Here is a 20393-nt window from a genome sequence, read left to right as displayed (position 1 = left end):
GTTACCCTTGTTCAGCTCGCACGCCGTCTGCGATCTGCTGCATCTGATCTGCAGGCAGGAAGCCGCGCAGCATTTCGGTGCCCAAAACGAACGAGGGCGTGCCGGTGATCTGCATCCGTTGTGCCAACTCTCGGGTGCGGGTGATCTCTTCGGTGACCTGGTTGCTGTCCATCGCGGCGATGATGGCGTCGCTATCCAGCCCAAGCCCGTCTGAGATACGGCGCAGGGTCACTTCGCTGGGTTCTCCGCTGAATTCCATAAGGGCGTCGTGGACCTGTTTATAGGCGTCATCCCCGGCGACATGTTTGGTCGCCACGGCAAAACGCGAGGACAGAACCGAGGCATCGCCAAGAATCGGGAACTCTTTGATCACAAGACGGATATTGCCGTCTTCGGCCAACAGGCTGGCCACCTCGGGCACGGCGCGGCGGCAATAGCCGCAACGGTAGTCCATGAACTCGACCAAGGTGATGTCGCCATCCGGATTGCCGCCCACCCAGCTATAGCCGTCATTGAACAGCTCATCCGCGTTCGAGGCGACCAGATCGCGGTCGGCCTGCTCCTGGGTCGCTGCGTTGCGCTCCTCCAGAATGGTGATCGCCTCAATGATCACTTCGGGGTTTTCCATCAGATACTCGCGCACCTGTGCTCCGAACTCTGCCTTTTCGGCGTCGCTGAGCGCGTTCAGGTCCAGCGCCTGCGCCGAAGTCGATATCAGGGAAAGCCCCAAAAGGGCGGGGGCTGCATGTTTCAGGATCATTTGCGTTTCCTTTTCGCTTTCTCTGCGCGTTTCGAGGCAATCAACACATCTTGTGCCCTTTGCCAACCCGGTGAGCCTTCGGGAAGTTGCCCGATGGCCCGTTTTGCGTGAATGCCTGCATCGGCCAGTCGGCCCTGCAAGGCGTATCGTTCTGCGGTGACGGTCGAGGCCATCCCTTTATTGCCCACCTTGGAATAGGCCACTCCCAAATCCCGCATCAGCCGCGCGTTGCGGTAGTCGCGGGCGCGGGCTTTCTCAAGCGCTTCCAACGCCGTGTCGGTCTGGCCCTGTAGCAGCAGCGCCCGTCCGTATCCGGCAAGGATCAGCGCGTCGTGCGGCGCCATTTCAACCGCTTGGGCATATGCATCAACAGCCTCGGATAATTGCCTGTTTTCCAGAAGGATTTGCCCTTTCAGTTCATAGTAGAAGGGATCTTCGGGTCGAATTTTCAAGGCTTCATCTATCGCTGCGCGCGCACGGGCCAGATCGCGATTCTGGTGATGGGCCGACGCCTCGCGCATCATTCTGATGTCGTAAGCCGTTTCCTCTTTCGCGCGGCGCATTGTCCAACTCGGAGAGCGCAGAAAGGCCGAGAGCTTGCCCTTCACCCGTGCAAACCAATAGTCGGCGGTTTCATTGGGTTGGGTCTGATCGCCAAACTCGTCCAGAAACGCCTCAGCCGCGCGCAAGCGGTCCCGGCTGGTGGGGTGCGAGCGCATATAGGGGTCTTGATTGGCCGTGCTCAGCAACTCCTGACCTGCGAATTTGCGGTGGATCGCGACCATCCCCTTGGGTGAGATTCCGGCCCACCGCAGATAGCTGGCCGCGCTGCGATCGGCCGAGGCTTCCTCGGCCCGCGTGTGCCCCAGAAAGCCGCGAATGGCCGCGCCTTGCGTGCCAGCTGCAATCCCGGCAGCGGCTTCCCCTCCGCCCGCGGCGGCTGCGATCAGAGCAAGCGCCGTGCCTAGGCTCGCTTTGCGCTGCGCGTCTTGCAGGTTTTGGTGACGGCGGGCCAGATGACCGTTGGCGATATGGGCGGCCTCGTGGGCGATGACGGCTTGCAGCATTTCGGGGCTGTCGACCGACAGGATCAGGCCGTAGTTCAGGTAGATCGCGTTGTAGTCGATCACGAAGGCGTTGAAGGTGGTGTCGTTGACCACCAGAATGCGCACCTGATTGGTGCTTAGCCCGGCTGCGCGCAGCACCGGAAAGGCCAGTTCACGCAGGCCGAACTCGATATCGGGATCGCGGATCAGGCTTTGGGCGTGGCTCTGCGCTGCCGCCGTCAGCCAGAGGACAGCCGCAAGTATCAGGGCCGGGATTGACGCCAGCCGGGATACGCGTTCAAAAGCCATGGCTGCAACATGGGAGATGGGCATGAGAAACTCAACCCGGTCCGGGGTCGATCCGTTTATTGTGATGGACGTGATGGAGGCCGCGCGCAAAGCCGAAGAGGCCGGACGCCACATCATTCATATGGAGGTTGGCCAGCCCGGAACCGGCGCCCCGAAAGGCGCGACCGAAGCCCTCGCCAAGGCAATGGAACAAGGCCCGTTGGGCTATACCGTCGCGCTTGGGCTGCCCGCCTTGCGACAGCGGATCGCGCAGATGTACGGCGAGTGGTACAATGTCGATCTGAACCCCGAACGGGTGGTGGTGACACCTGGGTCTTCCGGCGGGTTTTTGCTGGCCTTCACTGCGCTGTTAGACAGCGGGGATCGCGTGGGGATCGGCGCGCCGGGTTATCCGTCCTACCGTCAGATCCTCAAGGCGCTTGGGCTGGTGCCCGTCGACCTGCCGACCTTGCCCGAGAATCGGCTGCAACCGGTGCCTTCGGATTTTGCCGGACTTGATCTTCAGGGCCTGATGGTCGCGTCCCCCGCCAACCCGACCGGCACTATGTTGGATCATGCCTCGATGGGCGCGTTGATCGACGCCGCGCAGGGGCAGGGTGCCTCTTTCATCAGCGACGAGATCTACCACGGGCTGGAATATGAGGCCAAAGCCGTTACTGCGTTGGAGCTGACGGATGAGTGCTATGTGATCAACTCGTTCTCGAAATATTTCTCGATGACCGGTTGGCGGGTCGGCTGGATGGTCGTGCCCGAGGATCAGGTTCGCGTGGTTGAACGGATTGCCCAGAACATGTTTATCTGCGCGCCCCATGCCAGCCAGGTGGCCGCCTTGGCCGCGATGGATTGCGACGAGGAGCTGCAGGCCAATCTCGACGTCTACCGCCGCAACCGCGAGCTGATGCTTGTAGGGCTGCCAAAAGCCGGTTTCACGAATATCGCGCCACCTGACGGGGCATTCTACGTCTATGCCGATGTCTCTGACCTGACAGATGACAGCCGCGCCTTTGCAGCCGAGATTCTGGAAAAGGCCGGTGTCGCCGTCACGCCAGGTTTGGACTTCGATCCTGAGCGCGGACATACGACCCTGCGATTCTCCTACGCAAGGGCCACTGCCGATATTCAGGACGGGTTAGAGCGTCTGCGCAGCTTCATGGCCGAACGCGGCGCGTTGCAGCCGGTGTAAAGCGTTCACAAGAGGGGGCGGATGCGCTAGGGTCACGCTCAAACGATCTCGGGAAAACTTGAGGCCATGAGCAGGATTTTCTATTGCATCGCGCTGATCTGGGCGCTGTCCGGTGCCGCATTGGCGCAGGACTTCACTGCGTTGGCGCGCGTGCAGCCGGACCAAAGCCGCATCATCGATTCCGGTCGCACGGCGGTTCAGGTCGACCTTGGTGTCAGTCAGGGTGTGCCTTACCGCATTTTCACGCTGCGCGATCCCTACCGCATGGTTCTCGACTTTCAGGAGGTCGACTGGACCGGCCTCAACGCCGAAGAATTTCTGCAAACCGACCGGATAAGCGGCGTGCAGTTCGGGGCCTATGTCCCCGGCTGGTCCCGTATGGTGCTGGAACTGGGCGCACCGATGGCGGTGGACACGGCCGAGTTGCGTTTGGATGAGGCCTCGGGCGCGGCGCTGTTGACCCTTCAATTGGTCGGTACCGATTTTGACACGTTCAACGCGTCCGCTGGCGTGCCGCAGAACCACGGCTGGGATCTTCCAGAACCCGCCGTCACCACGTCCGAGGTCCCGCGCAATGTGGCGCAGGTCATGCGGGTGATGCTGGACCCCGGCCATGGCGGTATCGACCCGGGCGCCGAATTCGGTGGCATTGACGAGAAAACCATGATGCTGACCTTCGCGCGTGAACTACGTGAATTACTATTAAGGTCAGGTGGTTACGAGGTGGTGCTGACGCGGGTAGAGGATCAGTTCGTCTCACTAGAGCGTCGTATCGCTCTGGCACACAGGGCGGGTGCAGATGTGTTTATCTCGCTGCATGCCGATTCCCTCTCCGACGGGCAGGCCCACGGCGCGGCGGTCTATACCTTGTCCGAGGATGCCTCGGACGTGGCCAGCGTCAAACTGGCCGAGCGCCATGATCGGGGCGATCTTTTGTCTGGGGTCGATCTGAACGGGGCAGATGATCAGGTCACCGATGTGCTGCTGGATATGGCGCGGCAGGAGACCAAACCCCGCACCACATCACTTGCTGGCGCGATTGCCAATGGCATGGCGCAACAGGGCGGGCCGATGAATCGTAAACCGCTGCGCACCGCATCGTTTTCGGTGCTGAAGGCGGCAGACATACCGTCCGTTCTGGTCGAACTTGGGTTTCTTTCCAGCCCCAGAGACTTGAAAAACATCAAAGATCCCGAATGGCGCGCCAAAATGGCGCTGGGGATTTATCAGGGGCTCGAGGACTGGCGGCAGCAAGATGTGATCAGGCGGTCCTTGATTGGACAGTGACCTGACGACGCAAAACGGCTAGAATGCGCTTGTGGTTTTGACCCTCGGGCTTGGCATCCCTATATAGGCGGCAGCGCGAAAAAAAGGCAGTGACGTGATCCGGTTCATTCTATCGATTTTCGGGGCAGTTTTCAGCCTCGTGACTTTGGGTATCTTCATGGTTGCGCTGGTGATCGGCGCGGTCTTTTGGATGTATGGCCGCGACCTGCCCAGCCACGAGTCGCTGGCTCAGTACAAGCCGCCCACGATCAGCCGGATCTATTCCGGTGAGGGTCAGTTGATCGACGAGTTCGCTCAGGAACGTCGTCTGTTCACCCCGTCCGAGGAAATCCCCGACCTGGTGAAACAGGCCTTCATTTCTGCGGAAGACAAGAATTTCTACACCCATCAGGGCTATGATCCACGCGGCATCATCGCTGCTGGTGTCGAAGCTGTACGCACCAAAGGTGAAACTGTTCGCGGTGCCTCGACCATCACGCAGCAGGTGATGAAGAACTTCCTTCTGTCAGGCGACCGCCGGGCTGAGCGCAAGATCAAGGAAATCATCCTCGCCACCCGGCTTGAGGATACGCTCGACAAGGAACAGATCCTCGAGCTTTATATGAACGAGATCTTTCTGGGTCAGAATTCCTATGGCGTGACCGCTGCGGCGCAGACCTATTTTAACAAAACCCTGCAGGAACTGGCCCCGCATGAGGCCGCGATGCTGGCCGCGATGCCCAAGGCGCCGTCGGACTATCACCCGGTCCGTCAAAAGGAACGCCTGCTGGCTCGCCGCAACTATGTTCTGCGCGAGATGAACCAGAACGGCTACATTGATCAGGCGACTTATGAGACCGAGGTCGAGATGCCTCTGCGTTCGGTTCAGAACGGGGATTTCGAAAGCTTCCGCACTGCCTTGCCGCCGCGCGATTACTTCACCGATGAAATCCGCCGTCAGCTGAGCGAAGACTTTGGCGAGGGTGAGTTCTTTACCGGCGGTTTCACCGTACGAGCCTCGGTCGACGAAGAAATGCAGGTCGAGGCCGCGCGTGCGCTGCGTGAGGCATTGCAGAAATACGACCTGTCACGCGGTAGATGGCGTGGCACGGGCGAGGTGATCGCCGAAGAACAGTTGGCGGATGAAGCCCAATGGCGCGATGCGCTGGCGCAGATGGAGATCCCCCGTGACGTCGTCCTGCCGACCCAGTGGTACCCGGCCGTTGTGCTGGATGTGGCTGAGCAACAATTGACCGTCGGAATCGAGGATGGCCCCGCCGATGGCACCATTCCTCGCTCTGACATCAAGTGGATGCAGGGCAACTTCTTCGACAATTTCAAACGTGGCGACGTGATCCTTGTCATGGCCGGGGAAGAGGGCCAATGGTCCGCCCGTCAGGTGCCCGAAGTGCAGGGTGGCTTTGTCGCGATGGACGTGAACTCGGGCCGTGTTCTGGCGATGCAGGGCGGGTTCTCGTATCAAGATACCGTGTTCAACCGCGCCACGCAGGCGCAGCGCCAGCCGGGGTCTTCATTCAAGCCGTTCGTTTACGCCGCCGCGCTCGACAGTGGCTATAGCCCGGCGACGATCGTTGTGGACGCGCCGATTGAGGTGAATACACCGCAGGGCCTGTGGCGCCCCAAGAACTCGTCGAACAAGTTCTACGGCCCGACACCGCTGCGCACCGGGATCGAACAGTCGCGGAACCTGATGACCATCCGTCTGGCGCAAGAGGTCACGATGCCCGTCGTTGCGGGTTATGCGGAACGGTTTGGTGTCTATGAACGGATGGGTGCGTTCTTGGCCAACTCGCTCGGGTCCGAAGAAACCACACTGTATAAAATGGTTGCGGCCTACGCGATGTTCGCAAATGGCGGTGAGCGGGTCGAACCTACTCTGGTCGATCGGATTCAGGACCGCTTTGGCAAGACAATCTATCGCCATGACGATCGCCAGTGCCTCGATTGCAACTCGACCTGGTTGGAGCAAAACGAGTCGCCGACCATCGAGACCAACCGCTCGCAGGTCATGGATGCGATTACCGCCTATCAGCTGACCTCGATGATGAAGGGTGTTGTGGATCGCGGGACAGCGTCGCGCTATGTCAACCTGCCGGTGCCGACGGCGGGCAAGACCGGAACGACCAACGAATCCAAGGATGCGTGGTTCATCGGCTTCACCTCGAACATCGTGGCCGGTTGCTATATCGGTTATGACCGTCCGCGTCCGATGGGCCGGGGGGCTTATGGTGGCACCATGTGCGGGCCGGTCTTCCAGAGCTTCATGGAAAAAGCCGTTGAGAAATACGGCGGTGGTCCGTTCGAAGTGCCCGAGGGTGGTCACTTCATCAAGATCGACCGTTTCAGTGGCGCGCGCCTGCCTGATGACGCATCCGGCGAATATGTCGTGGCCGAGTTCTTCCGGGATGGTGTGGATGGGTTTATCGACCGCGTTTATGACGGCGGCTTTGCCATCGGATCGGACCTTCCGCTGTTCGAAGAGGCGCAACGCGCGGGCGTTCAGGTGCAGACCTCGACGGGCAGCACTGTCACTGTTGGCCCCAAAGCCTCGCAAGGGGATTTGAGTACCGGCGGCCTTTACTGATCGCTTCGTGAAATCTCTTTCGGCCAGACGTGCAATCCCGTCTGGCCCGTCTTGTGGTGGCCTTCCGCTCTTGCTATCACGCAGTCCTGTTTGACCAAGTTGGGGCAAGACCATGCGCGCCGAAACCCAGAATATCGTGGCGGAAATCGAAAAGTCACTAGAGCTGCTGGCGCAGCGCATGGACTATGAAACCGCGCCCCATCGGCTTGAGGAATTCAACGCGCGGGTCGAGGATCCGAACCTGTGGGACAGCCCCGAGAACGCACAGAAACTGATGCGCGAACGGCAGATGCTGGTCGACGCGATCGAGACCTACGAGTCCATCAAAACCGATCTCAGCGACAATATCGAGCTGATCGAGCTGGGCGAGATGGAAGAGGATGAAGAGGTTGTTCAGGACGCCGAAGCCTCGATCAAGTCTCTGAAGGACAAAGCCGCCAAGAAAGAGCTGGAGGCTCTGCTCGATGGCGAGGCTGACAGCAACGATACCTTCCTCGAGATCAACTCGGGCGCGGGTGGGACCGAGAGCTGTGACTGGGCCTCGATGCTGGCGCGGATGTATGTGCGTTGGGCGGAAAAGAAGGGCTACACGGTCGAGCTGCAATCCGAGACAGCCGGCGAAGAAGCCGGGATCAAGTCGGCGGCCTACAAGATTTCGGGTCACAATGCCTATGGCTGGCTGAAATCGGAAAGCGGCGTGCATCGTCTGGTGCGAATCTCGCCTTATGACTCGGCGGCCAAGCGGCATACATCGTTCAGTTCGGTCTGGGTTTACCCCGTGGTCGACGACAATATCGAGATTGAGGTGAACCCAGCCGATATTCGTATTGATACCTATCGGTCCTCGGGAGCGGGTGGACAGCACGTGAACACCACGGACTCGGCGGTGCGGATCACGCACATCCCGACCGGGATTGTTGTGACCTCATCCGAGAAGTCGCAGCACCAGAACCGCGATATTGCCATGAAAGCGCTGAAATCGCGCCTCTACCAACAAGAGCTGGACCGTCGGAACGCCGATATCAACGCGGCGCATGAGGCAAAGGGGGATGCGGGCTGGGGCAACCAGATCCGATCCTACGTCTTGCAGCCTTATCAGATGGTGAAGGATCTGCGGACCAATCATGAGACCTCGGATACCAAAGGTGTTTTGGACGGAGATCTGGATGGGTTCATGGCGGCGACGCTGGCGTTGAACGTGGCGGGCAAAAGCCGGTCCGAGGCGCAGGGCGACTAAGTCTGGGCAGGGGGCGCTGCCCCCGCCGCGGCAAGCCGCGACTCCCCCGAGATATTTTTAGCCAGATGAAGGGGATCCGGGTGGTGCTTAGCCATTCGGGAAAAGATGTATTTAAACAATGGGTTTTATTGGTCGGGGTGCGCGGCTAGGCTGGATTTGAACCAAACAGATCGAGGTGATTGAAACCCGGATGGATATCACTCAGCTTTCCGCAAAGACGCTGGTCGATCAGTTGTCATCTGGTGCTGTTTCAGCGGTCGAGGTGATGGCTGCGACGCTGGAGCGGGTCGAGGCCGTGAATGGAACGGTCAATGCGATTGTGGCGCTGCGCGATGCGGATGATCTGATGGCCGAGGCGGCGGCAATGGATACGGGTCCCAAGCGGGGGCCATTGCATGGGTTGCCGATTGCGGTGAAGGATCTGGTCAATGTCGCCGGGATAGTGTCATCGCAGGGATCGCCACTGTTTCGTGATTTTGTGCCCGAACAGGACGATCTGATCGCGGCGCGGATGCGCGCGGCTGGGGCAATCTTGATTGGCAAGACTAACTCACCCGAGTTTGGGCTTGGCTCGCACACGTTCAACCCTGTCTATGGAGCAACCCGGAACCCTTATGATGGGGCGCGTACCTGTGGGGGGTCGTCTGGTGGCGCGGCGGTTGCGTTGGCGACTGGGATGGTCGCGTTGGCCGATGGCTCGGACATGATGGGAAGCCTGCGCAACCCGGCCGCGTGGAACAACGTTTACGGATTTCGCCCCAGCTGGGGGCGGGTGCCGTCGGAACCCGTTGGAGAAGGGTTTCTGCATCAGTTGTCGACTCTGGGGCCAATGGCGCGCAGCCCTGAGGATTTGGGGCTTTTGCTCGACGTGATCTCGGGCGCTGATCCCCGGTCACCTTTGGTCTCGGATGCCGGGCACGTGAGTCCCGTTCAAGCCGCTGATCTGCGCGGGGCGCGGATTGGGTGGTTGGGAGATTGGGGCGACGCATTTCCGTTTGAGGACGGCATTCTGGACCTTTGCCGCGATGCCCTAAGCGTTTTCGAAGACCTGGGTGCAGTGGTCGAAGATGTGTCTGCGCCCTTCGATGCCGAAAAGATGTGGGACAGTTGGATTACCCTGCGGTCCTGGGCGGTGGCGGCGGGATTGCAGCCGTTGCAGGGCAAATCAGAGGCCTTGAAGGACAGCGCACAGTGGGAGTTGGAGCGTGGCCTGATGCTATCCGCCATGCAGGTGCACGAGGCCAGCGTTACCCGGTCGGAGTGGTTCCGGCGGGCGGCTGGGCTGTTTCAGGACTATGATGTTTTGGTTCTGCCGGCCGCACAGGTCTGGCCCTTCGATATCGAGACGCCGTATCCGCGTGAGATCATGGGGCGAGTGATGGATACCTATCATCGCTGGATGCAGGTGACAGTGCCGGTCAGCCTGATTGGCTTGCCCTGTCTGGCTGCGCCTGCCGGGTTCGGAGCGGAAGGCCTGCCAATGGGCTTTCAGCTATTGGGACCCAAAGGGTCGGATGCGCGGCTGCTGTCCATGGGGGCGGCGTATCACGAGGCAACGACATGGCCGCAGAAAAGGCCCGCGATGAGATAGGGCCAGACGGGGAGGAGAAACAGATGGAAAGACCTTTCGGAGCGCCTCAGATGCGCCCTGTTGACAGTGGGATGCTAAAACAGGCGATGCGGCGGGCGTGGGTTGACCTTCGCAGGGCGCCGCTGTTCGGCTTGATATTTGCGGGGTTCTATGTGTTGGCGGGCTGGGCGATCGCTTGGGTGACCCTCCGGACAGGAACAAGCTATTGGTTGGTCCTCGCCGCGATCGGGTTCCCTCTGATCGGTCCGTTTGCGGCAGTCGGGCTATATGAGGTGTCGCGTCGTTTGGAGGCCGGAGAGGAGCTTGATTTTAACGCGATATTCGGGGTTGTGCTGCAGCAGAGCCGTCGCCAGCTGCCCTCCATATGCGCGATCATTGTGGTTATGTTTCTGTTCTGGTTCTTTCTGGGCCACATGATCTTTGCCCTGTTCATGGGGCTGTCGACGCTTACGAACGTGTCCTCCTCGCTCGAAGTGTATCTGACGGCAAACGGGTTGATGATGCTGGCCGTAGGGTCGGCCGTCGGGGCGGTCTTTGCCACCATCCTCTATATGATCACCGTACTGTCGATCCCGATGCTGCTGGACCGCGAACTGGATTTTGTGACGGCAATGATCGAAAGTTTCTCCTACGTGAGGGACAACTTTCCGGTCATGATCGGGTGGGGCATTTTCATCGCCGTGCTGACGTTTGTCGCGATGGTGCCATGGTTCTTGGGACTGCTTCTGGTGCTGCCGCTTTTAGGTCATGCAAGCTGGCACCTGTATCGCCTGATCTGCGAGGATGGCCCGAGCTAGCGCCGTTCGTCGGGCCTGTTGGCCCGCATCAGCTTGCGCGCGACACCAAGCGCATCTGTTGCATCCTGCCCCAATCGGGTCAGGGTCACGGCGCGCGCGTCGTCTTTGTCCGGGCGGGTGTAGCTTGTGCCTTGCCAGAGGGTATCTTTCTTGCTGACCACATAGACCCGGCTGTTCTGGCCGTTACGACCGGAAATCAGCATGTAGACATAGTCGCCGGAACAGCTTGCTATGCCGCGCACCTCTCGTGCAATGGATGGGCTGCCGGGCATGGCGCTGCGCGGTGTGAAGCCTCGGATCAACGTGCATTGCGGCAGCCTTTTCGCGTGCAATACGATGGACGTTCGGGTGTCCGTCGCCGCATAAAAACCCGGTGGAAAGGTGCAGTCATGTGTGGCCTGGGCGCCCGAGCCGAGGAATTGCGTCAGAGTGGCGTTCACATGATGCGTATTGGCATCCGGGATGTCGTCAAGCGGGGTGAGAACGATGCGGGCATCCACATCAAAGAAGCGACACATCCGGTCCAGAACATCCGCGCGCGGAAAACTCTCGCCCGCAAGATATCTGTTGAATTGAGTTCGGTTGATGCCCAGTTCGCGGCACAATGCCGAAATCGAAGGGTAGTTTCGTGCCAAGCGTCTGAGGTTTGCACCGAACATGGCGCGAAGTTCGTCCGGGCTGCGCGTATCCTCTGGCATCGGTTCCCCCTGCATCGGCGGTTTCAGTCGTGAAAACAGCGGTGCGGACCGGCGGACCGGATGTGTGACCGAAATCGTAAAGATGACCCCAAAGCAACGTTTCCCCACGCCGCGTTGCACTTGAGATGCTAATCGGACGTAGGGTAAAGGCAATAGGTATTTGTCTGCTGGTGGTGATCTTTATGGTTTATTTGCAGGCTTTTTTTTAATGAAGTATCAAATGGGTACTTGTTGTAAAAAGCGAAAGGTCCCAGCGGTACCCTGCCGGGACCTTGCAACTGTCAGTCGCCGCGCAACAGGGCGGCCACGCCAGTTCTGGCGATTTCGACGAGCCCCAACGGGCGCATGAGGTCAGCAAAAGCATCGATCTTGTCGGGCGCGCCCGTGATCTCAAATATGAACGAGTTCAACGTGCTGTCGACCACATTGGCGCGGAAAATATCGGCCAGACGCAGCGCCTCGACCCGCTTGTCGCCTTCGCCAACAACCTTGATGATCGCCAGTTCCCGCTCGACCGAAGGGCCTTCGACTGTCAGGTCATGGACCTCGTGAACTGGTACGATGCGGCCCAATTGGGTCTTTATCTGCTCGATCACCTGCGGGGTACCGGTGGTCACGATGGTGATGCGGCTGAGGTGTCCTGTATGGTCGACCTCGGCCACGGTCAGGCTTTCGATGTTATAACCACGGCCCGAGAACAGGCCGATCACGCGGGCTAGAACGCCTGGCTCGTTCTCTACCAGAACCGCAATCGTATGGCGCTCCTGCACGTCCGAAAAGGTCGGGCGTAGGTTATAGGCCGAGTGGCGGGTGGAGCCTTTTTTGATATGTAGGGCAGACATTTATGTCCCTTTCATCATCTTGCGAAAACCGGGCGTCGGGCGCCCGGTCAATTCCGACGAATGTTGTTAAACCAGAACCGAACCTTTGGAATCGATCACGCCCTGCGTTTCGGCCTCGCCCAGCAGCATCTCGTTATGAGCTTTGCCCGACGGGATCATGGGGAAGCAGTTCTCGTGCTTTTCTACAAGGCAATCAAAGATCACCGGGCCGTCATAGTTGATCATCTCCATGATCGCGTCGTCCAGATCGGCTGGGTCGGAACACAGGATGCCCTTGGCCCCGAAGGCCTCGGCGAGTTTGACGAAATCGGGCAGGGCTTCGGACCACGAATGTGAGTAGCGCTCACCATGCAGCAGCTCTTGCCATTGGCGGACCATGCCGAGGCGTTCGTTGTTCAGGATGAACTGTTTCACCGGCAGGCGGTACTGAACGGCGGTGCCCATTTCCTGCATGTTCATCAGCCACGAAGCCTCACCCGCGACGTTGATGACCAACGCATCCGGATGCGCCATCTGCACACCGATCGAAGCCGGAGTGCCGTAGCCCATCGTGCCCAGACCGCCTGAGGTCATCCAGCGGTTGGGGTCCTCGAACCCAAGGTACTGCGCGGCCCACATCTGGTGCTGACCAACTTCGGTCGTGATGTAGCGATCGTGGTTTTTCGTCAGCTCTTCAAGGCGTTGCAGCGCGTATTGCGGTTTGATGGTCTTCTCGCTGTTGGTGTAGGCAAGGCAGTTGACCTTGCGCCAGTCGGCAATCTGCTCCTGCCACTTGGCGACCGAGGCCGCATCGGTCTTGCGACCGCGCGATTTCCAGACCTTCAAAATATCTTCCAGAACATGCGCAACATCGCCGACGATCGGGATGTCGACGCGGATCACCTTGTTGATCGAAGACGGATCAATGTCGATATGCGCCTTTTTCGAGTTCGGTGAGAACGCGTCGATGCGGCCGGTGATCCGGTCGTCGAACCGAGCGCCGATGTTGATCATCAGGTCACAGTCATGCATCGCCAGGTTGGCCTCATAGAGACCATGCATCCCCAGCATGCCCAGCCAGTTCTCACCCGAGGCCGGGTAAGCGCCAAGGCCCATCAGGGTCGAGGTGATCGGGAAACCCGTCGCATCCACCAGCTCACGCAGCAATTGACTGGCTGCGGGGCCCGAGTTGATGACGCCGCCGCCGGTGTAGAAAACGGGTTTCTTGGCGATCTCCATCGCAGCGACCAGTTCGGTGATCTCTTCCAGATCGCCCTTCAGAACAGGCTGATAGCGAGAGGTCGAGGTCTTGGGGCCAGTATAGTCTCCGGATGCAAACTGCACGTCCTTGGGAATGTCGATCAGCACCGGACCCGGACGGCCCGAGGTGGCGACGTGGAACGCCTCGTGCATGGTTTCGGCCAGCGAATCCGTGTCCTTCACCAGCCAGTTATGCTTGGTGCAGGGGCGGGTGATGCCAACGGTGTCGGCCTCTTGGAACGCATCCGAGCCGATCATGAAGGTCGGGACCTGACCGGTCAGAACAATGATCGGGATCGAGTCCATCAGCGCATCCGTCAAACCGGTGACCGCATTGGTCGCGCCGGGGCCGGATGTCACAAGCGCAACGCCGGGTTTGCCCGTCGAGCGGGCATAGCCTTCGGCCGCGTGGACCGCGCCTTGCTCATGCCGCACCAGGACGTGGCGAATGTCGTTTTGCAGAAAGATCTCATCATAGATCGGTAGGACGGCGCCACCGGGATATCCGAATACTGTGTCCACGCCCTGATCCTTGAGGGCCTGAACCACCATCTTTGCGCCGGTCATCTCACGTGTCATCTGCTTTGCTCCGTTCGCGACATGTGTCTTGCGTTTGCCAAAAAAAAGCCCCCGAGTTTTTCGGAGGCGCATGGGTTCGATTGTGGTTTTCCGTTACCGGCCCATACGCGTGTTTCCTACGATTACGACTAGCGTGTTCATCGCCAGAGGCTCCTTATCAGCTTGCAGGGGACATTATGTTCGGCACGACGGAGCGTCAACAGTCAATCGTATGAATTTCATGACCGGATTGATGAATTTTGCGACATTTTGTTGCGCAAAATGCCGCATGTCGGGAATTTCCGGTAAAACCATAGGGCGCGCGCGGTGTTTTGACGGATTTCCGACTTGTCCAAAACCGCCAACGCGATGTCTGAAATGAACCAGAAGCGCGTCATGTGCTGCGGCAGGCTGCCTTTTATGAGGGGCAAATAGGGAGGTCGGCCTTGCTGCAGGAACTCGTGGATTTGGGGCGCTATCCGATTGATCGTCCGGACTCGACCGCGTACCGCCAGTTGATCGGTGATCTGCGCCGAGAGCTTGAGCATGACGGTTGCGCGGTTCTGCCGGGATTTGTGCATGAGGGCGGGTTGGAGCAGTTACTGGTAGAGGCAGATGCCGTCGCGCCCAAGGCTCATCGGTCTTTCAACCGTACGAATGTTTATTTCACCAAGGATGACCCCAGCTATGGGATCGGGCATCCGGTGCGTCGGTTCTATGATAGGTCGAATGCGTTTGTACCTGCAGACAATTTCCCCGGATCGGGTCCTCTGCGGCGTATTTATGAGTTTGACGGTTTTCTGCCGTTCATTCGCGATGCGCTGGATGAGCCTGAGGATCGGTTCTTTCGCTATGATGATCCGCTGGCGGATGTCATCATCAACGTCGTGGAAGAGGGGCAGGGGTTTCCCTGGCATTTCGACACCAACAACTACACGGTGACCTTGGCCATTCAGAACGCCGAGACAGGCGGCGCGTTTGAATATGCCCCGGATCTACGCAGTTCTGAGGATGAGAATTTTTCGGCGGTAAGAAGAGTTCTGGATGGCGATATGCAGGCCGTTCACCGGATCGACTTGCAGCCCGGTGATCTGCAAATATTCAAGGGTCGCTATGCCTTGCATCGTGTTGCGCCGGTTGAAGGCGCGCGCAAGCGCTACGTTGGCATCTTCTCATTTGTGGACACCGAAGGCATGTGTGGCGGGGTTGAGAGGACGCGGCAGCTCTATGGTCGGGTTCTGCCGCATCACTACGCGCGAGAGGGCCGCCGGGCCGATGAATTATTGGACTGAGTTGCCGACACAGGTAGGTTAGGGCCCATTCAGGGAGGGCTTTGGCATGGCGCGTATACTGCAACTCACTCCGTTTGTTTTGTGTTCGTCGTTGCAGAACCAGATTGATTTCTATTGTGAGCGCTTGGGATTCAGCTGCGGGTTTCGACAGGACAATTATGCTTTTCTTTCGCGCGGACCGTTGGCTATTCGGCTGCTGGAATGCCCGCCGCGAGACGATGGCAAGCTGCTGGGGGAAGAGCAGTCCTTCTACATAGATGTCGAGGGGGTTGATGCGCTGTATGACAGCCTCAAACCGGGGTTGGAAGATCTGCCCGACGGACGTGTGCGCTCTCCGTTTGATCAGCCGTACCAGCAACGCGAGTTTCACGTCATTGACGAGGATGGGACATTGATCTTTTTCGGCGAGGATATCAGGCCGCGCGGGTAGCCCTCCCGCCCATCGTCAACGCGCCTGCGGCGCGCCTCCTCTGGTTGGGCCGGGCAGCGCGTGCCGCGCTGTGGGTGGCTCAGAAGCCGACGCCGGTACCCTGCAATACGCCATGTTCCAGCGCATAACGGGTCAGGCCTGCTGTAGAGGAGATGCCCAGTTTGCGTTTGATGTTCTTTCGGTGCGTCTCGACAGTCCGGACCGAGATATCGAGTGCCAGGGCGACTTCTTTGTTGGATTTTCCCTGCGCAAGTTCAAGAAGGATGGTCTGTTCGCGCCCGGTAAGGGCTTCGCGGGCGCTGTCGCCTTTGGGCTTCAAGGACCCGCTGGCGCCGGTGCATAGATATTGCTCGCCCTTCATCACGGCATCAATCGCCTCTTTGATCTCATCCGTGGGGACGTCTTTCAGCACATAGCCTTTGGCGCCGTGGCTGAGCGCGGTTGAGATGTATTCGGGGCTGTCATGCATCGACAGGATCAGAATGCGGGTTTCGGGCAGGCGTTCGAGGATCAGTTCGGTCGCGCTCAGGCCGCCGAGACCGGGCATGTTGAGGTCCATCAGGATCACGTCGGGTGTCAACTCGGCCGCGTGATCAACCGCGGCCTGACCGCTGCCCAGAGTGCCGACGACCTCTATCTCATCATAGCTTTCGAGGATCGACTGGATGCCCTCGGCCACCATGGGGTGATCGTCGACAATGAGGACTCGGATGGTCATGTCCCGGCCTTTCGGTTCGGTGTTGCGTCTTCCTGCGGCGGCAGCAGGTGGCTGAGGGGCAGGCTGACTTCGATCACCGTGCCCCCGTGCGGGCCGCGTGATGACAGAATACGCAACGTGCCGTCAAGCTGTTCGATCCGTTCCTGCATGTTGCGTAGCCCGATGCCGGTGCCGCTCTGATCCGGTTCAGAGCGCAGCCCGCGCCCGTCATCAGTGATCCGCATGGTCGCGCCTTTCTTGTGCCCGCGCAAGTCGATTGTAACATGCGAGGCGTCTGCGTGGCGCTCAATATTGGTCAAAGCTTCTTGAGCGATGCGGTAGAGGGCGATCTTGCTGTCCTGATCCAGCCGGTTGCGGAAGACAACGGTCGAAAACTCGGTTTCGATCCCTGTGCGCTCGCGGAAGTCATCGGTCAACGCCTTGAGGGCCGGGCCGAGGCCTAGATCATCCAGCACGCCGGGGCGTAGGTCGCGGCTGATGCGGCGTACTTCGGTGATCGCCGTGCCGAGATGATCAATGCCCTTGTCCAATGGGGCCTGCGCGCCCGCGTCATCGCCTCGGGACAAGCGCCTTCGCGCATTATCAAGAGCATAGCGGACACCGACAAGAATCTGGCTGATCCCGTCATGCAGCTCGCGCGCGACCCGGCCGCGTTCTTCTTCCTGAGCGTCGAACACTCGCTGGGTCAGCTCTTTCAGCTTTGCATCGGCCAGCCGCCGCTCGCGTATGTTCAGCAACATGCCCGAGGCAAAGACGATCAGGACTGAGGCTACAACGATGGCGCCAATATACATGAAGGTGCGTTGGACCCGGTCCTCGACCTCCGCGCGGGCATTGGCGACGGTTGCCAATATGTCGTCGATGAAGACACCGGTGCCCACGGCCCAACGCCAATCCTGCAGGCCCACAACATAGGCGATCATCTGCGCCTCTTCCCCGGTCGAGGGCTTTTCCCACATGAAACTGTGCCAGCCTGCACCTTGGCGTGCGAGACGGATGAACTCATCCACGACCGGAGTACCGTCGCTGTCGGTCAGACCGTCCCAATTGCGGTTGATGAACTGGGTCTGGCGGGGGCTGACCAAGTTCGTGCCGTCATAGTCATAGACAAAGAAGAACCCGTCCTGCCCGTAGATCATCGCCGACAGAATCTGAGTTACCAGCGTTTTGGCGACGTCATCGTCAGGTTCAGCGCGCCCGTAGATATAGGCAAACCCGTTGCGCGCCTGTGTGACGTAGTTCTTCAGTTCTTCCTTCTTGGCCTCGATCAGGCGTAGCTCCAGCGCCTGTATTTCGCGCTCGGATGTCGCTCGGGCCTGATAGGCGACCAGAAAGGCAATGGCCGCGACGGCAACGACCAGAGGGATGGCCGCAACCAAAGACAGTTTCTGCGCATAGGTCAGCGAAACCAGATGTCGGAGTCTTTGCATGGTCGAATCGATACGCAAGCGGCGGCGAAAATGCAAAAAGATTGAGCGTTTCTGGGGGTAAATGCCCTCGGGAACGTGGGATGGCTGGCTTTTTTGCCGATTTTATCTGCGAAAAACGGGCAGAAATTCGGGTTTCTACGCAGTAGTAGGTATTCCCTTTCATATCCCTGCCTCTAGGCTCCGATCCATTGAAAGCGACAGGCCCGGACACCTCCGGGTGATGACTTATGAAGGGGAGGAACACTCATATGGATCGTCGTTCATTTCTGAAGAAATCTGCTCTGGGCGGCTCGGCTGCTGCGGCAACCGCACTGGCGGCACCGGCTTATGCGCAGGGTCAGCGGACCCTGACCATGGTTACCTCGTGGGGTCGTGGTCTGGCCGGGGTGTTCGACAGCGCACAGCGCTGCGCCGATAGCATCAACGCGATGTCCGATGGCAGCCTGAACGTAGAAATCAAGGCCGCAGGCGAACTGGTTGGCGCGTTCGAAGTGTTCGACGCCGTTTCGTCCGGTCAGGCCGACATGTACCACGCGGCTGACTACTACTTTGTGGGTCAGCACCCAGGCTATGCCTTCTTCACCGCTGTTCCGTTCGGCATGACCGCGCAGGAACTGGTGAACTGGTACTACCACGACGGCGGCATGGAGCTGCATGACGAGCTGGGCTCGATCTTCGGCCTGAAGTCCTTCCTGGCGGGTAACACCGGCGCGCAGGCAGGCGGCTGGTACTCGAAAGAGATCAACGGCCCCGAGGATTTCCAGGGTCTGAAGTTCCGTATGCCAGGTCTGGGTGGCCAGGCACTTGGCAAACTGGGCGCATCGGTTCAGAACATTCCGGGTTCCGAAGTGTATCAGGCGCTGTCCTCGGGTGCGATTGACGGCACCGAGTGGATCGGCCCCTGGGCGGACGAAAAAGCGGGCTTCCAGGAAATCACCAAGACCTACTACACCGCGGGCTTCCACGAGCCGGGCGCAGGTCTGTCGCTGGCGACCAACCGCGACGTGTTCGACGAACTGACACCGGCCCAGCAGAAGATCATCGAGATCGCAGCGGCCGAAGCGCACCAGTGGAACCTGGCGCAGTTCCTGGCCAACAACGGTGCAGCTCTGCAGCGTCTGCAGTCGGGTGGCGTGAAGGTCATGGAATTCCCAGACAGCGTTTGGGATGCGTTCGGTCAGGCTTCGCAAGAGGTTCTGGACGAGAACATGGGCGACGAGCTGTTCAAGAAGATCCACGACAGTGCAATGGCATCGATGGCATCGTCCTCGGGCTGGTTGAACCTGTCGTCGGGTGCTTACACCGCTCAGCGCGACCGCGTTCGCGGCTAATCCCAAGTGAACTGACAAAACGGTTTCCCCGCAATCGCGGGGGAGCCTTTCTTGTTGCATATGCGCGGACCCATCATGCCGCTATAATTTGCAGTGCAACTGACGTGACCCGGGGACAACATGCAGGACGATAACGGTATCTCGTTTTTCGGCGCCCTGTGGAATGGACTGATCTGGTTCATTCAGAACATTGCCGAAGCCTTCTATAATTTTGGATATGCGATCACGCATCCGCAGCTGTGGCTGGATTGGTCCGACAAAGAATCCATCATGCGCTTTGTCTACTACGGAGGCTCGGTCGAGTTCTTCTTCGTGGTGTTCACGCTGTTTCTGGTTCTTACGGCCATCGGCCTCTACTACCGAAACGTGATGTGGGGCATGGTGCGCGGACTGGAGGCTTTCGCCAACACGACCGGACGTTTCTTTGCCTGGGCGGGTTTGCTTATGGTGATCCAGCAGATCGTTATCGTGTTCATGCAGCGGGTCTTTGCCCGGCCTGACATGTCCTTTGGCCTGGGTATTCCCTTCAATCAGGACATCAGTTGGTTTGCCGAAGAGCTGAAGCTCTATAACGCGATGGTCGTCTGCCTGTGCTGCACCTACACCTTCGTGCAGGGCGGGCATGTGCGGGTTGACCTGATCTATGCCGGTATCAGCCACCGCGCCAAGCGGGTGGTCGATATGTGCGGAGCGGTATTGTTCATGATGCCGATGGCCGTGCTGACCTGGATGTATGGCTGGTACTTCATGTGGCGGCACCTGATCGTACCGAAACCCTCTGCCAGTGACACACTGGACAGGCTGGTGGCCAAGTCGCGCGCCCTGCGCTGGAACGTGGAAACCATCGGCTTCAGCCCGAACGGTTTCAACGCGTATTTCCTGTTCAAAATCCTGCTCGTGATCTTTGCGGGCATGGTGTTCCTGCACGCGGTTGCCTTCCTGTGGCGGTCGTATCTGGAATACGTGGAAGGGCCGGAAAGCGCCGGAAAATACCTCGACAAGGATAGCCTTGGTGAGGGTGAAGAAGCCTACGAAGGCGCACATTAAGGACGGAGACCAAG

17 protein-coding genes are annotated in these 20393 nt (G+C 59.2%); 10 read left to right on the top strand and 7 right to left on the bottom strand.

Annotated elements, in window-relative coordinates; translation table 11 throughout:
• Position 1: 1 nt before the first annotated feature.
• Positions 2-760 (bottom strand): DsbA family protein, encoded by a 759-nt coding sequence (locus ACRZ95_RS02575; protein WP_480554464.1) that lies wholly within the window; start codon positions 758-760, stop codon positions 2-4.
• Positions 757-2139 carry a M48 family metalloprotease gene (locus ACRZ95_RS02570; RefSeq protein ID WP_170676331.1) on the bottom strand — a complete coding sequence of 461 codons (1383 nt, stop codon included), beginning with the start codon at positions 2137-2139 and terminating at the stop codon, positions 757-759. Before ACRZ95_RS02570 ends, ACRZ95_RS02575 begins: the two co-directional genes overlap by 4 nt.
• On the opposite strand from ACRZ95_RS02570, the gene ACRZ95_RS02565 reads away from it, so the two are divergent.
• From ACRZ95_RS02565 to ACRZ95_RS02540, 6 genes are all read left to right on the top strand, one after another.
• The gene (locus ACRZ95_RS02565; protein WP_170676329.1) at positions 2138-3298 is read left to right on the top strand and encodes an aminotransferase class I/II-fold pyridoxal phosphate-dependent enzyme; all 1161 of its coding nucleotides are present in this window, start codon (positions 2138-2140) and stop codon (positions 3296-3298) included. The genes ACRZ95_RS02570 and ACRZ95_RS02565 overlap by 2 nt on opposite strands.
• A gap of 66 nt (positions 3299-3364) precedes the next feature.
• The gene (locus ACRZ95_RS02560; protein ID WP_170373984.1) at positions 3365-4585 is read left to right on the top strand and encodes an N-acetylmuramoyl-L-alanine amidase; all 1221 of its coding nucleotides are present in this window, start codon (positions 3365-3367) and stop codon (positions 4583-4585) included.
• A 94-nt stretch (positions 4586-4679) separates the two neighbouring features.
• Complete coding sequence (locus tag ACRZ95_RS02555) at positions 4680-7169, top strand: PBP1A family penicillin-binding protein (protein WP_170676327.1); 2490 nt, start codon at positions 4680-4682, stop codon at positions 7167-7169.
• A 112-nt stretch (positions 7170-7281) separates the two neighbouring features.
• Positions 7282-8406, top strand: coding sequence for a peptide chain release factor 2 (gene prfB / locus ACRZ95_RS02550; protein ID WP_170373982.1), 1125 nt, complete (start codon positions 7282-7284; stop codon positions 8404-8406).
• A 190-nt stretch (positions 8407-8596) separates the two neighbouring features.
• Positions 8597-9997, top strand: a complete 1401-nt coding sequence (locus ACRZ95_RS02545) for an amidase (protein WP_170676325.1) — start codon at positions 8597-8599, stop codon at positions 9995-9997.
• A gap of 23 nt (positions 9998-10020) precedes the next feature.
• Positions 10021-10794 carry a DUF2189 domain-containing protein gene (locus ACRZ95_RS02540; RefSeq protein ID WP_170676323.1) on the top strand — a complete coding sequence of 258 codons (774 nt, stop codon included), beginning with the start codon at positions 10021-10023 and terminating at the stop codon, positions 10792-10794.
• Here the strand turns inward: ACRZ95_RS02540 and ACRZ95_RS02535 are convergent.
• The 3 genes from ACRZ95_RS02535 to ACRZ95_RS02525 all read right to left on the bottom strand — a co-directional run bounded on the left by ACRZ95_RS02535 (position 10791) and on the right by ACRZ95_RS02525 (position 14152).
• Positions 10791-11492, bottom strand: coding sequence for a helix-turn-helix domain-containing protein (locus ACRZ95_RS02535; RefSeq protein WP_170676321.1), 702 nt, complete (start codon positions 11490-11492; stop codon positions 10791-10793). The two genes, ACRZ95_RS02540 and ACRZ95_RS02535, sit on opposite strands and share 4 nt — an antisense overlap.
• Positions 11493-11773: 281 nt before the next feature.
• The gene (gene ilvN, locus ACRZ95_RS02530; RefSeq protein WP_170373979.1) at positions 11774-12334 is read right to left on the bottom strand and encodes an acetolactate synthase small subunit; all 561 of its coding nucleotides are present in this window, start codon (positions 12332-12334) and stop codon (positions 11774-11776) included.
• Positions 12335-12400: 66 nt separating this feature from the next.
• Positions 12401-14152 carry an acetolactate synthase 3 large subunit gene (locus ACRZ95_RS02525; RefSeq protein WP_170676319.1) on the bottom strand — a complete coding sequence of 584 codons (1752 nt, stop codon included), beginning with the start codon at positions 14150-14152 and terminating at the stop codon, positions 12401-12403.
• 425 nt (positions 14153-14577) lie between these two features.
• Between ACRZ95_RS02525 and ACRZ95_RS02520 the strand changes: the two genes are divergently transcribed.
• Positions 14578-15423, top strand: a complete 846-nt coding sequence (locus ACRZ95_RS02520) for a HalD/BesD family halogenase (protein WP_170676317.1) — start codon at positions 14578-14580, stop codon at positions 15421-15423.
• Between the two features lie 46 nt (positions 15424-15469).
• On the top strand, positions 15470-15853 hold the full coding sequence (locus ACRZ95_RS02515; protein WP_170676315.1) for a bleomycin resistance protein: 384 nt from the start codon (positions 15470-15472) through the stop codon (positions 15851-15853).
• A 79-nt stretch (positions 15854-15932) separates the two neighbouring features.
• Here the strand turns inward: ACRZ95_RS02515 and ACRZ95_RS02510 are convergent, their stop codons facing one another.
• Together ACRZ95_RS02510 and ACRZ95_RS02505 are read right to left on the bottom strand one after the other, a co-directional pair.
• Positions 15933-16571, bottom strand: coding sequence for a response regulator transcription factor (locus tag ACRZ95_RS02510; protein ID WP_170373975.1), 639 nt, complete (start codon positions 16569-16571; stop codon positions 15933-15935).
• On the bottom strand, positions 16568-18001 hold the full coding sequence (locus tag ACRZ95_RS02505; protein ID WP_170466340.1) for a cache domain-containing protein: 1434 nt from the start codon (positions 17999-18001) through the stop codon (positions 16568-16570). Before ACRZ95_RS02505 ends, ACRZ95_RS02510 begins: the two co-directional genes overlap by 4 nt.
• A 248-nt stretch (positions 18002-18249) precedes the next feature.
• On the opposite strand from ACRZ95_RS02505, the gene ACRZ95_RS02500 reads away from it, so the two are divergent.
• Positions 18250-19332, top strand: coding sequence for a TRAP transporter substrate-binding protein (locus tag ACRZ95_RS02500; RefSeq protein WP_170373973.1), 1083 nt, complete (start codon positions 18250-18252; stop codon positions 19330-19332).
• 120 nt (positions 19333-19452) lie between these two features.
• Entirely contained in the window at positions 19453-20379 is a 927-nt protein-coding gene (locus ACRZ95_RS02495) for a TRAP transporter small permease subunit (RefSeq protein ID WP_170466343.1), read from the top strand.
• The last annotated feature ends 14 nt before the right edge of the window (positions 20380-20393 follow it).

The organism is Ruegeria sp. AI3 (genome assembly GCF_056541245.1).
This window is presented reverse-complemented; position numbering and strand designations above follow the sequence as displayed.

Excerpts from the sequence above, each read along its gene's own strand:
- ACRZ95_RS02510 (WP_170373975.1), bottom strand. The coding sequence starts at position 16,571 with ATGACCATCCGAGTCCTCATTGTCGACGATCACCCCATGGTGGCCGAG.
- ACRZ95_RS02540 (WP_170676323.1), top strand. The coding sequence starts at position 10,021 with ATGGAAAGACCTTTCGGAGCGCCTCAGATGCGCCCTGTTGACAGTGGG.
- ACRZ95_RS02560 (WP_170373984.1), top strand. The coding sequence starts at position 3,365 with ATGAGCAGGATTTTCTATTGCATCGCGCTGATCTGGGCGCTGTCCGGT.
- ilvN (WP_170373979.1), bottom strand. The coding sequence starts at position 12,334 with ATGTCTGCCCTACATATCAAAAAAGGCTCCACCCGCCACTCGGCCTAT.
- ACRZ95_RS02495 (WP_170466343.1), top strand. The coding sequence starts at position 19,453 with ATGCAGGACGATAACGGTATCTCGTTTTTCGGCGCCCTGTGGAATGGA.
- ACRZ95_RS02535 (WP_170676321.1), bottom strand. The coding sequence starts at position 11,492 with ATGCCAGAGGATACGCGCAGCCCGGACGAACTTCGCGCCATGTTCGGT.
- ACRZ95_RS02575 (WP_480554464.1), bottom strand. The coding sequence starts at position 760 with ATGATCCTGAAACATGCAGCCCCCGCCCTTTTGGGGCTTTCCCTGATA.
- ACRZ95_RS02545 (WP_170676325.1), top strand. The coding sequence starts at position 8,597 with ATGGATATCACTCAGCTTTCCGCAAAGACGCTGGTCGATCAGTTGTCA.
- ACRZ95_RS02500 (WP_170373973.1), top strand. The coding sequence starts at position 18,250 with ATGGATCGTCGTTCATTTCTGAAGAAATCTGCTCTGGGCGGCTCGGCT.
- ACRZ95_RS02565 (WP_170676329.1), top strand. The coding sequence starts at position 2,138 with ATGAGAAACTCAACCCGGTCCGGGGTCGATCCGTTTATTGTGATGGAC.
- prfB (WP_170373982.1), top strand. The coding sequence starts at position 7,282 with ATGCGCGCCGAAACCCAGAATATCGTGGCGGAAATCGAAAAGTCACTA.
- ACRZ95_RS02570 (WP_170676331.1), bottom strand. The coding sequence starts at position 2,139 with ATGCCCATCTCCCATGTTGCAGCCATGGCTTTTGAACGCGTATCCCGG.
- ACRZ95_RS02525 (WP_170676319.1), bottom strand. The coding sequence starts at position 14,152 with ATGACACGTGAGATGACCGGCGCAAAGATGGTGGTTCAGGCCCTCAAG.
- ACRZ95_RS02505 (WP_170466340.1), bottom strand. The coding sequence starts at position 18,001 with ATGCAAAGACTCCGACATCTGGTTTCGCTGACCTATGCGCAGAAACTG.
- ACRZ95_RS02515 (WP_170676315.1), top strand. The coding sequence starts at position 15,470 with ATGGCGCGTATACTGCAACTCACTCCGTTTGTTTTGTGTTCGTCGTTG.